The sequence below is a fragment of the Pantoea sp. GABEPS69 genome, from assembly GCF_045780835.1.
Lineage (GTDB): Bacteria > Pseudomonadota > Gammaproteobacteria > Enterobacterales > Enterobacteriaceae > Pantoea > Pantoea septica.
In genome coordinates this window covers 295,663-310,559 of the sequence record NZ_CP118619.1, presented here as the reverse complement: position 1 = coordinate 310,559, position 14,897 = coordinate 295,663, and the positions used below count along the sequence as shown (strand labels likewise).

General features: G+C 61.6%; 10 protein-coding genes. 7 read left to right on the top strand and 3 right to left on the bottom strand.

What is annotated here, in order from left to right:
• Positions 1-190 precede the first annotated feature (190 nt).
• Genes PVE98_RS21290 through PVE98_RS21265 form a run of 6 tightly spaced genes read left to right on the top strand, consistent with a single transcriptional unit; the run spans position 191 to position 11,202 of the window.
• Positions 191-2,011 (top strand): glycosyltransferase, encoded by a 1,821-nt coding sequence (locus PVE98_RS21290; protein ID WP_033748757.1) that lies wholly within the window; start codon positions 191-193, stop codon positions 2,009-2,011.
• A complete protein-coding gene (locus tag PVE98_RS21285; RefSeq protein WP_096074308.1) occupies positions 2,008-3,366 on the top strand; it encodes a DUF3131 domain-containing protein in 1,359 nt (452 codons plus the stop codon). The genes PVE98_RS21290 and PVE98_RS21285 overlap by 4 nt, the downstream gene beginning before the upstream one ends.
• A gap of 50 nt (positions 3,367-3,416) precedes the next feature.
• Positions 3,417-4,913 carry a DUF3131 domain-containing protein gene (locus tag PVE98_RS21280; RefSeq protein ID WP_407568608.1) on the top strand — a complete coding sequence of 499 codons (1,497 nt, stop codon included), beginning with the start codon at positions 3,417-3,419 and terminating at the stop codon, positions 4,911-4,913.
• Complete coding sequence (locus tag PVE98_RS21275; protein ID WP_096074310.1) at positions 4,898-6,301, top strand: DUF3131 domain-containing protein; 1,404 nt, start codon at positions 4,898-4,900, stop codon at positions 6,299-6,301. The genes PVE98_RS21280 and PVE98_RS21275 overlap by 16 nt, the downstream gene beginning before the upstream one ends.
• 9 nt (positions 6,302-6,310) lie before the next feature.
• Entirely contained in the window at positions 6,311-9,007 is a 2,697-nt protein-coding gene (locus tag PVE98_RS21270; protein ID WP_096074311.1) for a PAS domain-containing hybrid sensor histidine kinase/response regulator, read from the top strand.
• Positions 9,004-11,202, top strand: coding sequence for a glycoside hydrolase family 2 protein (locus tag PVE98_RS21265; RefSeq protein WP_096074312.1), 2,199 nt, complete (start codon positions 9,004-9,006; stop codon positions 11,200-11,202). Before PVE98_RS21270 ends, PVE98_RS21265 begins: the two co-directional genes overlap by 4 nt.
• On the opposite strand, the gene PVE98_RS21260 is transcribed toward PVE98_RS21265, so the two are convergent.
• Positions 11,175-12,110 (bottom strand): LysR substrate-binding domain-containing protein, encoded by a 936-nt coding sequence (locus tag PVE98_RS21260; protein ID WP_096074313.1) that lies wholly within the window; start codon positions 12,108-12,110, stop codon positions 11,175-11,177. The genes PVE98_RS21265 and PVE98_RS21260 overlap by 28 nt on opposite strands.
• 98 nt (positions 12,111-12,208) lie before the next feature.
• Between PVE98_RS21260 and PVE98_RS21255 the strand changes: the two genes are divergently transcribed.
• The gene (locus PVE98_RS21255; protein ID WP_333620485.1) at positions 12,209-12,976 is read left to right on the top strand and encodes a 2OG-Fe(II) oxygenase family protein; all 768 of its coding nucleotides are present in this window, start codon (positions 12,209-12,211) and stop codon (positions 12,974-12,976) included.
• On the opposite strand, the gene PVE98_RS21250 is transcribed toward PVE98_RS21255, so the two are convergent.
• The gene (locus tag PVE98_RS21250) at positions 12,961-14,049 is read right to left on the bottom strand and encodes a DUF2817 domain-containing protein (RefSeq protein ID WP_096074315.1); all 1,089 of its coding nucleotides are present in this window, start codon (positions 14,047-14,049) and stop codon (positions 12,961-12,963) included. The genes PVE98_RS21255 and PVE98_RS21250 overlap by 16 nt on opposite strands.
• Positions 14,050-14,123: 74 nt before the next feature.
• Entirely contained in the window at positions 14,124-14,894 is a 771-nt protein-coding gene (locus PVE98_RS21245; protein ID WP_096074316.1) for an ABC transporter substrate-binding protein, read from the bottom strand.
• Positions 14,895-14,897 lie beyond the last annotated feature (3 nt).

Below are 14,897 nucleotides of genomic sequence, written 5' to 3'. Positions count from 1 at the left end.
ACCTGTAATTTAATACTATATAAATTGTCAGAGAGCGCAATTGGATTTATTGGTTAATATTTATGCATGATCGCTCCGTTAAAAACATAAAAATACTTTAATTGTCACTATTTAATAAGCTAATGAATTAACTCTTGCCACCAGGTGAAAAGATAACCAACAGACGCTTCCGCCATTGAAACGAGACGCCATGGATTATTACTTTTCACGCTTTGAACACCGACGTCCGCCCGCTCCGCTCCATACGCCGCTGTGGGTAATGCGGCTCTGGCAGGTGCTGGCCGTAGCCGGCCTGATTCTGGGGGCGAATTACGTCCGCTGGCGCTGGATGGAGTCGCTCAATATGGATGCGCTCTGGTACGCCATTCCGCTTGCGCTGGCGGAAACGCTCGCCTGGGTCGGCACGCTGCTCTTCACCATCAATATCTGGCAGGTCAAGGATCCCGCCTGTCCGCCGCCGCCCGACGAGATTAACCAGTGTCTGCTGGAGCAGGACCGCGCCGATCCGCGCCCGCCGAAGGTCGATCTCTTTATTGCCACCTACTCCGAGGATCCTGAACTGGTGCGTCTCTCGATTCGGGATGCGCTTAAGCTGACCTATCCCACGCCACTCGATCTCGCCATCCACGTGCTGGACGACGGTCGGCGGCCTGAGATGCGCGCGGTGTGCGAACAGGAAGGGGTGAACTACATCACGCGTGAAAACAATATCGGCTTTAAGGCGGGCAACATCCGTAACGGCATGGAGCAGACCGACGGCGACTTTCTGGTGATTTGCGACGCGGACACCCGCGTTTTCCCCACGCTGCTGGCCAATACGCTGGGCTATTTTCGCGATCCCGACGTCGCCTGGGTGCAGACGCCGCAGTGGTTTTACGATCTGCCGGAGGGAGAGCGTTTCGCCGACTGGCTGCGCCGCCGCGCTGGCCTGCCGGGCTATCTGTTCGGCCGCGCCGCAGAGGGGCTGTTCGGGCGGCTTACGGTCGGCAGCGATCCCTTTTTTAACGATCCGCGCATGTTCTACGATGTGATCCTGCGCCGCCGCAACTGGGCAAACGCCGCGTTTTGCTGCGGCGCGGCGTCGGTTCATCGCCGTGAGGCGGTGATGCAGGCGGCCTTGCGCAGCTACGTATTCAGCGTCGAAGAGGAGATTTCGCGGCATACCCGCGATATTCGCGACGAAGAGATGCGCGCCACGCTGAGTCTGGCGATGCGCCCGCACGTGATCGCCGATACCGAGCTAACGCCTTACAAATTTCACGTATCGGAAGATATCTACACCTCTATCGTGCTGCACGGCGACAGCGGGCGGCGCTGGCGTTCGGTCATGCATCCTGGCATCGAGTCGAAAATGCTGTCGCCGCAGGACCTGCTCACCTGGATGATCCAGCGCTTTAAATATGCGGCGGGTTCGCTGGATATTCTGTTCCACGACAAGATTTTCAGCCGTCGCCGCTTTAAACTCAGCCTGGGCCAGACGCTCATGTACGGCACCACCTTCTGGTCCTATCTCGCCTGTATCTGGAACACCGTGTTTCTGATCTCGCCGCTGATCTATCTCTTTACCGGCATTCCGCCCGTGTCGGCTTACTCGACGCCCTTTTACCTGCACTTCCTGCCTTTTTTCATCGTGTCGGAACTGGCGTTTATGTTCGGCACCTGGGGCATCTCTGCATGGGACGGGCGCTCTTCCTATCTCGCCTTTTTCTCCGTCAACCTGCGCGCTTTGAGCACCGTGCTGCGCGGCGAGAAGGTGAAGTTTCACGTGACGCCGAAAGAGCGGCAGTCGGGGCGTTTTCTCTATCTGGTAAAGCCGCAGCTGGCGATCGTGGCGCTGACGCTGCTCGGCCTGATCTGGGGCGGCATACAGGTGGCGCGCGGCAACGTCGACGATCCGTCAGGCTACGTGATTAATATCTTCTGGGGCGCGGTCAACATCGCCGCCATGATGCCTATGATTATGGCGGCGATGTGGACGCCGCCTGCTACGCAGGAGGCGGAAGCGGAATGAGCCTGAAATCGGGCATTTACAGCGCGCGCAGCTATCTCACGATTCTGATCGGCTTTTTAATCGGCTTCGCCATCGTACTGTGGGTCGAGCGGCAGATGCCGACGCGCGTCGAAACCACGGACGGCATCGTGCTGAGCAAGTCGTTCCCGCCCTTGCCTGAGCAGCGCGAACTGAGCTTCGACGAGGCGGTCTGGGCGCGTATCGCCTGGCAATACTTCGTCAATAACACCCAGACCAACGGGCTGGTGAACGCCGAGGCAGACAAGCCCTGGCTTAGCCTGTGGAGCACCGGCAGCTACCTGCTCGCGGCGATCGCGGCGAAACAGCTCGCCATCATTCCCGACGCGGAGTTCGACGATCGCATCGGCTCGGCGCTGGAGGCGCTGGGCGCGCTTCCGCTGAAGCCGGATGGTTTGCCTGCCGCCTTTTACCACGCCGACACGCTGGAGGCGCTGCCGTCGGCGGATAAAAATGCCGGTTCGGCCATCGATATGGGGCGCCTGCTGATGCCGCTGCAGATCCTGCTGTGGCGCTATCCGCAGCATGCGGCGGCGGTCAATCAGCTACTGTCGCGCTGGCAGCTCGCGGGACTGCTGCAGAGCAGCGGGCCGCAGGGCGCCAGTTTGCCGGTCAACCGCTGGGTCATCCGCACCGACGATCCGCGCGGCAGCTACGGCTATCGCCTTTATGCAGGCAGCGTGCTGCGACTGATTAACGCCTCAGCCGGACTGGCGGTCAGCCAGCCGCCGGACGGCCTGAAGCTGGTGGAGATCGACGGCCATGCGGTGCCTGATGAGGGTCTGCGCACGCCCTGGGGCAAGCAGCCGTCCCTGATCAGCATGCCCTATCTGCTGACCGGGCTGGAACAGGGGTTCGACGCGCGCAGCGGCGAAATCACCTGGCGCATTATGCAGATTGTCCAGAACCGCACCGGCACCCCGTCCGACGCGGGCGAGATCAACAGCGACTACGCCGAGCAGGCGCCTGATTTCGCCGGCGCGCTGCCGGGCAGCCAGCCGCTGCCCATCCAGAACATCAACGACAGCGCCAGCGAAACGCTCGCCAGCCGCGCCCTTACCTCAACCCGTTCCGCCTTCGCCTGGTATGCGCTGTTCCGCAACCGCTGGAGCGAGGCGCTGCGCAAAGGGATGCTGCCGATGATTGAACCCGGCAAGGGCTGGAAAGCGGGCTTCAATGCCGACGGTTCGGTCAACGCCGCTATCGATGCGGATACCAACGCGATGGTGCTGGAGAGCCTCTCCTATATCGCCCACGGCCAGCTTCTCTGCCTGGGTTGTCTCGCCGCCCCTTTACCCGCTAAGCAGCCGCAGCAACAAGGAGTAACAACGAAATGAGATCTTTATGGCTTCGCCGTTCCGGCCTCGCTGCCCTGCTGGCTGCGCTGATGTTTCTGGCGCCTGCGATTCAGGCGGCGGTTAGCCTGCCTGCGTCCGATTACAAGGTGCGTCACGGCGAACTGACCGAGCGCGAAATGGCGGTGGCGAAAAACGCCTGGGCCTATTTTGTGGCCAACACGCAGCCCACGACCGGCCTGGTGAACGCGGTTAACAAATATCCCTCCACCACCATGTGGGACAGCGCCTCTTATCTGGCGGCGCTGACGGCGGCGCGCGAGCTCGGCATTATCGATAAAGCGGAGTTCGACCGGCGTCTGCTGCAGTTTATGGCGACGCTGAACAAACTGGTACTGTTCCAGAACCAGGTGCCCAATAAAGCCTATAACACCATTACCGGCCAGAAAGTGGACTACCTGAACAAACCCGGCGAGATCGGCTTCTCCGCCATCGATATCGGCCGCATGCTGCTCTGGCTGAAAATCATCAAAGAGCGCTATCCGGAGCACGGCAACAGCATCGACAACGTGGTGCTCGGCTGGGATTTCACCCACGTGGTGGATGACTGCGGCACGCTTTACGGCGCCTATCTAGACGGCAAAAAACAGCCGCAATACGTGCAGGAAGGCCGACTCGGCTATGAGGAGTACGCCGCATCGGGCTACCAGCTGTGGGGCTTTACCACCTGCCAGGCGAGCCGGCCCGAGCCTTACGCGCTGGCGGATATCTACTGCGTACTGGTGCCCTACGACACGCGCGATCCGCGCATGACCAACCAGCATAACTACGTGGTGACCGAATCTTATCTGCTGCACGGCCTGGAGATGGGCTGGGACAACGCCGACGATCGCGATAACGATGCGCGCGACTTTAGCCATCCGTGGATGAAAAACTTCGCCGACCGCGTCTATCAGGCGCAGGAAAACCGCTACATGATCACCGGGACGCTCACGGCGCGCTCGGAGCACCAGCTCGATAAATCTCCCTACTTCGTTTACGACACGGTGTTTAGCGACGGCTACAACTGGAACACCATTACCGACAAAGGCCAGTATGTGCCCAACGTCGCGGCGGTTTCGCTCAAGGCCGCGCTCGGCATGTGGGTGCTGTGGGATTCGCCCTATACCGACCGCCTGTTCGACAGCATAGAAAATGCCGACGAACAGGGTAAAGGCTACTACGAAGGTCTGTATGAAAACGGCGACGGCCCGATTAAAGAGTTCACCGCCAATAACAACGGCATCATGATGGAGGCGCTGATGTTCAAAAAAGAAGGCAAGCTGCTGCGCTTTAACAGCAACGATCCGCGTAAGGCCAGCTATGCGCCCTCTATGTGGGAGAAACGGCTGGTCGATATCTTCGAACCCAACAACACGCCGCGCAACCGCCCGTTCCTTAACGTCACGCCAGGCATAAAAAACTGGTGCGAGCAGAGCGGCACCGCCGTGCGCAGCGCTCCGTCATGTCAGGCCTGCAAATGCGCGCGCTGCGACAGTCAGGCGCCCGTTAAGTTACCGCCGGTGGCGACGACATGCCTAAAACAGTAATTCGTCTTCTTCTCGCGCTGCTGCTGGCGATAGCGCTGGTTACTGGCCTGCTGGCCTGGAACCAGGGAGCAGGCTGGCGCTGGCTGGTCAACGGCGGCTGGCACACCACCGCGCGGCTGGGCGCGCTCAACGAGCAGGAGCGACGCTGGGCGACCATCGCCTGGCGCTACTTCGAGAACAACGCGCAGCCGCAAACCGGGCTGGTGAACGGCAGCGATAAACGACCGGTGGTCAGCCTGTGGCAGATGGGCGATACCCTGATCGCCCTCACGGCGGCGCGCCAGCTCGATTTGATCGATGATGAAGCGTTCGATCGCCGCCTGACGCTGATTCTTGGCACCCTGAACCGCCTGCCGCTCACCTCGGCGAACGTGCCGAATCTGCTCTACAGCGCCACCAGCGTAGCAATGGTGGGCTACGGCAATACGCCGCAGGTTATCGGCTGGTCGGCAAAAGATATGGCGCGGCTGATGATGGCGCTGCGCATCGTGGCGGCGTTTCATCCTCAGTACAGTGAATATCTGGAGCGCGTGATTTTACGCTGGGACTTCTGTCGCGTGGTGGATGATAAAGGACAGCTCTATGCCGGACAGATGCGCGATAAAAAGCTGATGCCGCAGGCGGAAGGCCGTCTCGGCGACAGCGAATACAGCGCGGCGGGTTTCGGTCTCTGGGGCTTCGCCAACGATCAGTCGCTGCGTCCGCCGTCCCAGCATGTGATTATCGACGGGCTGGCGCTCGATATCGACGCGCGCGATCCGCGCACCACCTGGACACCCGCCGCGATTACCACCACGCCTTATGTGCTAAGCGGCATGGAGTACGCCTGGACGCTGCCCGGCGCCGATCGCGATATCGTGACGCTTCAGCGTCAGCGCGCCAGCAATGTCTATCGCGTGCAGGAGATGCGCTGGCAGCAGAAAAATATTCTGACCGCCCGCAGCGATTTCAATATCTCCGCGCCGCCCTGGCACGTCAACGACACCATTTTCGCCAACGGCTACGCCTGGAACACGCTGGCTGACGACGGTAAATGGGTGCCGCGTCTGGCGCAGGTGTCGACCCGCGCCGTTTTCGGACTCTGGGCGCTGTGGCAAACGCCTTTTACCGACGCGCTGATGGCGATGACCCAGCGGCAGAACGATCCGCAGCGCGGCTGGTTCGAAGGACGCGTCGAGGCGACCGGCGACTACAATCGCGCCATTACGCTCACCACTAACGCCATGGTGCTGGAGGCGCTGCTGTTTAAAGCCAATATGGGCGCGCTGCTGCGCGACAGCGAACTGAGCCAGCAGAGCTATTTCCGCCGGCAGCTGGAGGATCCCTTCACCACGCCGAACCGCTGTTTTCCTGTTAACTACGCCGCCCAGCGCGGCAGCCCCAATTAAGGAGGCGTGATGCCTGAAAGCCAGCTTCCTAAAGCGCTCGATTCGCTGCGCGCGGCGGTACTGATGTATGACGACCAGGAGCGCCTGATCGCCTTCAACAATCAGGTGGTGCGCTTCTATCCTGGCATAGAAGCGCGCATTCGCCTGGGCATCACGCTGACGCAGCTGGCGGAGGATTTTATCGCCTCCGCCTATATGACGGAAAATCAGCAGAGCCGGCAGGCGATGATTGAGAATCTGGTCAGCCGCTGCCGCCTGGATAACCACAGCGAAATGCGCCGCATCGGCAACCGGCAGGTCTTTATTCAGCACAACCGCACGCCGGAAGGCGGCATCGTCAGCCTGCATATCGATATCACAGGTTTCGAACCGATCAGCGAATCGCGCAACCAGCTGCATGCCGACTTCGTGCTGGCGGCGGAATCCACCCAAATCGGCATCTGGGACTGGCAGCAGCAAAAAGATCTGCTGCAGGTCAACGACGCCCTGCTCAATATGCTGGGCTACCCGCGCGAGACCTGGCACTACAGCGCCAGTTTCCTTGATACGCTGCTGCATCCCGACGACCGCGAGCCGCTGCAACAGCTCTTCTCCAGCGCCAGCAACCAGCAGCTGCCGGTGTTCGAAAGCGAGATCCGTCTGTTACACCGTAACGGAAACTACCGCTGGATGCTGCTTTCCGGCCAGGTGGCAAGCGTGACCGTCAGCGGTGAAACCGCACGCGTCATCGGCACGCTGCAGGACATCACCAAACGCAAAGAGGCGGAGCAGCTTTCGCTGCAGGCGCTGGCTGCCGCGCGGGCGGCGAACGAGGCGAAGAGTATTTTCCTTGCCAATATGAGCCACGAAATCCGCACGCCGATGAACGGCATTCTCGGCATGACCCAGCTCTGCCTGGATACTCAGCTCACCGCCGAGCAGCGCGAGTATATGACGCTGGTTTACCACTCGGCCCATACGCTGCTGCGCGTCATCAACGATATTCTCGATTACTCCAAGATTGAAGCGGGCAAGATCGAACTGGACGAGGAGGAGTTCCAGCTGCGCGGCTTTCTGCATGCGCTGATGCGGCCGCTGATGCCTACCGCCTCGGAAAAGAACGTCGAGCTGCTGGTTAACGTCGCGCCCGACGTGCCCGATCTGCTGACGGCGGACAGCGTGCGCCTGCGGCAGGTGCTGACCAACCTGGCGAGCAATGCGCTGAAGTTCACCCCATCCGGCGAGGTCGAGCTCTCCGTGCGGCGCGACGAGCAGAGCAACAGGCTGCGCTTCCAGGTGCGCGACACCGGTATCGGCATTCCCGCTGACAAGCAGCAGCTGATTTTTGAATCCTTCAGCCAGGCGGATACCTCGACGACGCGCAAATATGGCGGCACCGGACTGGGGCTGACCATTTCGGCGCGGCTGGTAGAGATTCTGGGCGGCGAGCTGCGCGTGCAGAGCGAACCAGGTAAAGGCAGCGTATTCAGCTTTAGCCTGCCCGCGCCGCATCAGCCCGTCAGCGACGCCCTGAAAACCTCGCCGCGCTTCGGCAGCGTGCCGGTGCTGGTGGTGGACGATAACGCCACCAACCGCCATATCATGAGCGATATGCTGCGCAATATGGGCCTGCTGCCGAGCCTGGCGGCCAGCGCCGACGAGGCGCTGGCGATTCTACAGGCGCACCCTGGCTTCTCGCTGATCCTGCTGGATGCACAGATGCCCGATAAAGACGGCATGACGCTGGCGCAGGAGATCAAAGCGACGCCCGCGCTGGCTGACAGCCAGATCATTATGCTCAGTTCGATGAGCCGCGTGATGGACGCCGATCAGCTCGCCCGCATCGGCGTGAACTACTTTCTCGGCAAGCCTGTGGACCAGCGCGAGCTGTATGACGTCATCAGGCAGGCGCTGGCGCTGCAGCCGACCAGCGCCGTCGCGCCCCTTGCGCCGCCGCGCGAGCTTGCCGCCAGCGCGGAGCGGCCGCTGCGCATTCTGCTGGCTGAGGATAACCTGGTGAACCAGAAGCTGGCCGCGCATTTCCTGACGCGGCTCGGCCATCAGTTCGCCATTGTCGGCAACGGCCTCGAAGCGCTGGAGCAGCTGGATAAAGCGAGCTGGGATCTGATCCTGATGGATCTGCAGATGCCCGAGCTGGATGGCGAGCAGGCGACGCGCCTGATCCGCGAGCGCGAAGCGAGCCGTCCCGGCCGGGCGCATCAGCGCATTATCGCTATGACCGCGCACGCCATGAAGGGCGATAAAGAATTTTGCCTGCAGCACGGCTTCGACGGCTATCTGTCGAAGCCGGTCAGCCTGGAATCGCTGAACGACGAGATCCTGCGCGTGGTCACGCTGCCGACGCCAGCGCAGCCCGTCGCGCCCTCGCCGCCGCCCGATCGGCAGACGCTGGCGACGCGGCTTGGTCTGGATGACGCGCTGCTGAGCGAGCTGCTGGCGCTGTTCGCCGCCGGCCTGCCGGAGATGATCGCCCAGCTGAAAAGCGCGCTCTGCGAACAGGATATGACGCGTATATGCCGCCTGGCGCACAAGCTGCGCGGTGAATCCTCGACCTTTGGCTTCGACGCCTTCACGCGCTATCTCCAGGCGCTGGAGGAGTCAGCCCGCGATGAGGCGCAGCTGGATAGCGCCGCACTGACAAGCGAACTCGAGCAGCAGTCGGATGCGCTCTTTACTCAACTTCGCCACCTGCAGGAGAAGCTATGATGCGTTACGCCCTGGCGCTGAGCGTCTTGATTTGTGCGCCGCTGTACGCCGCGCCGCTTCCGCCGCCGGAGAGCTGGTCGCTGGCGGGAGAGTGGCGCGCCCACGACGCCAACGACGCCGATTTTGTCGGCTGGCGCGGCAGCGATCGGACGTGGCGCAAGCTGCGGGTGCCGGCAAACTGGTACAGCGCCGGCTGGGATCATCAGGGCGCGCTCTGGTATCGCACCGAATTCTCCCTGCGCAAGCCGGCGGCCGATCGGCTGGCGACGCTGGAGTTCGACGGCGTAGATTACTTTGCCGACGTCTGGCTCAACGGCATGAAACTGGCGCGGCATGAAGGCTATTTTCAGCGCTTCGCCGTCGATATTACCGACAGCCTGAGGCGCTATAACCGGCTGGCGGTGCGCGTCGACAGCCCGTTCGAAGATCCGCAAAAGAACTGGCCGCTGCGCAAAAACCTGATGAAAGGCATTCTGAATCAGCACGACTCCCGGCCTGGGGGCGCCTGGTCGCCGCAGGGACAGGACGCTAACTCCGGCGGCATCTGGTCGCCGGTGAGATTACGCCTCAGTCGCAGCGTGGCGATTGATAACGTGATCCTCAGACCAGACTGGTCGCAGGGACTGACGCAGCCGCGCCTGCGCGTTGAATTCGTCTATCGCGCCCCGGCGGCGAAAGCGGCGACGCTGGACCTCACCGCGCGGCCCGATAATTTCAGCGGCGAGACCTATCGCCTCTCGCAGGCCGTAGCGCTGCAGCCGAGCGGCGACGCAGCGCAGCGCATTGCCGTCACGCTGCCGATGCCGAAGGCGCAGCTCTGGTGGCCGAAGGGCTACGGCAAGCCTGCGCTCTATCAGGTCGAGGTGAAACTGCGCGACGACCAGGGCGTTCTCGACCAGCGCAGCAGCCGCACCGGACTGCGTCAGGTTATTGAGCAGGCGCAAAATCAGGGCTGGCTGGTTAACGGCCAGCGCCTGTTTATTCGCGGCACCAACTACATCGGCTCCCCCTGGCTCAGCACCATGAATAAGGCGCGCTACGCGCGCGATTTCGATATGGTGGAGCGAATGAACGCCAACGCCATTCGCGTGCATGGTCATGTGGCCAGCCGCGCGCTCTACCAGGCGGCGGACGAGCGCGGGCTGATGATCTGGCAGGATGTGCCGCTGCAGTGGGGCTATAACGATACGGCCGCCTTCGCCGACAACGCGGTCAGGCAGACGCAGGAGATGGTGGAGCAGTTCGGCAACTCGCCTGCCGTGGTGGTCTGGGGCGGACAAAACGAACCGCCGTTCAACTCGCCGTGGATGGGCAAGCGCTTTCCCGACTGGCATAAGGATCTTAACCGCAATCTGATGCAGCGCGTCGCCGATACGCTGGCGCAGGACACCAGCCGTATTGTGCATCCCTTCTCCGCCGTGGAAGAGCACTACTGGGCAGGCTGGTATTTCGGCTCGCTGGCGAACCTGCTGGAGCCGGCGAAAACCGCCACCATCACCGAGTTTGGCGCTCAGGCGCTGCCCCGACTCGCCACGCTGCGCACCTTTATTCCGCGCAGCGAGCTCTGGCCTGCCACTACCCAGCCAGGCGATCCGAAGTGGGTGCGCTGGAAGTATCATAATTTTCAGCCTATCCAGACCTTCCAGAACGCGAAAATTTCACGCGGCGACACTATTCAGAGTTTTATCGCCAATACCCAGCGCTATCAGGCGCAGCTGGTCGCTATCGCTGCGGAAAGCTACCGGCGTCAGCGGTTTCAGCCGGTCACCGCGCTGTTTCAGTTTATGTTCGTGGAAACCTGGCCCTCCGCAAACTGGGGCGTCGTCGATTATCTGCGCCAGCCGAAAGCGGGTTATTTCGCGATGCAGCGCGCCTATCAGCCGCTGCTGCCGTCGATAGAGCCCAACAGGCTCGACTGGAAAGTCGGTCAGACCGGACAAATCAACCTGTGGACCATCAACGATTTGCCGGTCGCTTACCACGGCAGCCAGCTTGAGTGGCGCATCGTCCAGGGCGACAGCGTGCTGGCGCAGGGCAAGCAGCCGGTCAATATCGCCGCCGACAGCGGTAAAAAAGTGGTTGAGCTGCCGGTGACACCGTCACGCACAGGAGCGCTGCGCGTAACGACGCGCATTGTCGATAGCGGCAATAAAACCCTGGCGCGTAATCAGATGGCGTTCGGGGTGACGCCGTAAACCGCAGGTTCTGCCGCGAGTCGGGCGAGCCACGCGATTACGGCTTCGCTGCCCGGCTGGCTGCGCGAGCGCTGCGGCCAGGCAAGATAATAGGCTTTGCTGAGCGGCAGGCTGAGCGCATCAATCGCCACCAGATCGCCGCGCGCCAGCTCCGCGGCGATCAGCCGTTTCTGTCCTAACAGTAAACCTGCGCCGGCGACCGCGGCGTCAATCGCCAGCGAGGTCAGGTTAAAGCTGAGCGATGGCTGAGCCGCCGGCGTCGCCGCGCCTCTGGCCTGCAGCCAGCTACGCCAGTCCGGCAGAAACCGCCCCTCATTACCCCAGTCGAGATGAATTAACGGCGCCTGTTCCAGCGCGCGCGCTAGCGGATAGCGCTGAAGCAGCAACGGGCTGGCGACGGGCACCACCTCATCTACAAACAGGCGCTGCTTATCGAGCTGCGGATAGCGATCCTCGCCGAAACAGATCACGAAATCCGCCGGCGTGGCGTTGAAGTCCACCTGCGCGTGGGTGCCGTGCAGCGAGAGATCGATATCGGGACAGCGTTCGCGCCACTGCATAATGTTGGGCAACAGCCACTTTGAGGCGAGCGCTGGCAGCGCATAGAGCGTCAGCTTCGGCATTAGGGCGACGTGCCGCAGGTTCTGCTGCCCAAGATGCAAAATATCGAAGGCTTCCGTCACGTAGCGCAGGTACTCTTTGCCGGTTTCGGTGAGCATGACGCCGCTCTGCGTGCGCACGAAAAGCGCGCTGCCGAGCTGCTCTTCTAACTGACGGATTTGCTGGCTTACCGCAGCGGGCGTCAGCGCTAGCTGGGCGGCCGCTTTCGCCAGGCTGCCCAGCTCCGCAGCAACCTTGAACGACTGAATAACGCTGATTTTAGGCAAACGCGGCGACTGGGCGGGCATTAATCTTTCCTTAACAGGTCGTTAAATAACTATCGTTATGCACCAACATATCAGCAGGTTACAGTTTTCACCCACCTGTTACGATGAGAACCGCCGCTATGGATTTGATCCGTTTCGATTTACACCCGCTCGCCGACGCCCGCTGGCGGCGCGACTGCCGGGAACAGCTCAATCAGCATGGCGCGCTGGTGCTACGTCAGTTTTTACAGCCCGCCGCGCTGCAGGCGATCGTTGCCGAAGGCGAGGCGCAGCGCCATCTTGCTTTTCACATTGTCAGCAAGCACAACGTCTATCTGATGAAACCCGACGCGGCCTATAGCGCCGATCATCCGCGCAATCGCGATGTGAACAGCACCAAAGGCTGTATTACCGACGACCTGATCGGCACCGAGTCGCCACTGCGCCAGCTCTATAACGACGCGCTGTTTAAACAGTTTCTGTGCGATGTGCTGGGAGAAAACGCGCTCTATCCCTATGCCGATCCGCTCTCCTCCATCAACCTGCACTACGCCCCTGACGGACAGGAGCTCGGCTGGCACTTTGACAACTCCTCTTTCGCCATCACCCTGCTGGTGCAGAAGCCGCGCGGCGGTGGCCTTTTCCAGTATGTGAAGGATCTGCGCGACGCAGAGGCCGGCGAGATGAACTTCGACGGCGTGGCCGAGGTGCTCGATCAGCGCCGGCAGGTGGAGGCGCTGGAGATTGATCCTGGCGATTTGGTGCTGTTTCGCGGCCGCAATTCGCTGCACCGGGTAACGCCGACCCAGGGCGATATCACGCGTATGCTGGCCGTGCTCGCTTACAATACCCAGCCGGGCGTGGCGCTCTCCGAGACGGCGCGCATGACCTTTTACGGACGGCTGTGATCCAGGTCGAGTAAGCCGTTCCACCCCCGCGTGAAAATCTGCTGGGTGCGAAAGGCCACCAGATCGCGCCAGTCGCGGTCTGCTGGCCAGAACCCTTCCACCAGCCGTTGTTTGACGGCATGCCCTGCCTCGCTGGCCGCATCGCCCTGCAGGTGCAGCCAGTGATCGTCGCGCACGCGGCGATGCATCTCTTCGCCGGGAAAGGTGCCGCACTCCACCACCAGCGGCAAAATATGCGTATCGGGCAAGGCGTCCAGCAGGAACTGCGAAAGATAGCCCGTGGCGGTGGCGGTTACGCCGGTGTCGCTCTCTCGTCCGGCGCCGGTGAACAACAGGGTCAGCCATTCGCCGTAGAGCGTTTTTCCCCACTGATGTGCGGCGACGGGCCGTTCGGCGATCGAGAGCAGCATCGGATGTCCCCACGCGCCCGCGCCGGTATGCAAATCGAAGCTGAGGAGGGTCGTCGCGCGCGCGAGATGATGTTCAACGATCGTTTGTAGTGTGCGGTAAGACCAGCTGGACTGCGCGCCGCCATAAAACAGGCCGTCGGCAAAATGATACTGCCCCGCTTCCACCACCGGCTTTATCGCGCCCCAGCCCGCGCCGTCGAGGGCCGCCTGCAGCAGCCGATCGGCCTGAGCGCGTTCGCCGTGGTAAAAATGGTGATATTCGGCATAGGCCGCATTAGCGGGCGGCGACTGAGCGAAGTCGATAAAGTTTCGATTGAGATCGACGTTGTCTTCATTGACGCGCCGCAGATGCGCGGCTCCCCAGGGGTTAAGCAGATGCAGCAGCACGATCGCGGTGTCGTCGGGCAAGGCGGTGAGATGAAAGCGATTGAGCCATGCAATCTGGCTGTCGGAGCCGTAATAACCCTCTACGCCGTGCGTGCCGGAGATAATCAGCATCAGGTTAGCGGCCTGGGGATCGCCCAGCACCGCGACATCGGTAAAAAGCGCTTCGCCCTGCGGGCCGGGCAGCGGATGCCGATAAGAGGTCAGAACGCCATTCTGGCGCTCGACGGCGGCGACAAAACGGGCGCGTTGGGAAGCGTAATGCGGCAGATCGGACATGGGATTTCCTGTGGCGGGCAGCGGCGGGTCGCCCCCTTAACCGGCCAGCGGCTGAGGGCGACGCGCACCGCTGCTTATGGGTAAACCTTAAAGGCGAAATACTTTTTCGCCAGCCGGTCGTAGGTGCCGTTAGCGTGCAGTTGCGCCAGCGCGTCGTTGATCAGCTTGAGATTCGCGGCGTCGCCCTTGCGCAGGCCAATGCCGACGCCGTTGCCGAGCAATTCTTTATCGACAAGCGTCGCCTGAATCGCGTAATTTTTGCCTTCGGGCGTATTGAGGAAACCCTGAGCCGCCGACACCGCGTTCGCCAGCGAAGCGTCAAGGCGACCAGCCACCAGATCCGGGTAGATCTCCATCTGGTTCGGGTAGGAGACGATATTGACGCCCTGCGCCGCCCACTTCGCTTTGGCGTATGTCTCCTGAATCGTTCCCTGCGCCACGCCGACAGACTTGCCGCGCAGCGTGCGGATATCGTCGGTCAGCGCGCTGTGCTTCGGCGTCAGCAGCGCGCTCGGCGTGTTGTAGATCATGTCGCTGAAAGCGACCTGCTCGCGGCGTTTTTCCGTCATCGACATCGCCGAAAGGATCGCATCGAACTTCTTCGCCTGCAGCGCGGGGATGCTGCTGTCAAAGCCGATCTGCACCCATTGGCACGTCACCTTCGCCTGCGCGCAGATGGCGTTGCCCAGCTCGATATCAAAACCCTGCAGCGAACCATCGCTGGCTTTGGATTCAAACGGCGGGAAGGTCGGATCGACGCCAAAGCGCAGCGTCTGTTCGGCCAGCGAAAGCTGGCTAAACGCGCCCAGCGACAGCAGTAAAGCGAAGGACAGTCTCTTTTTCATTAT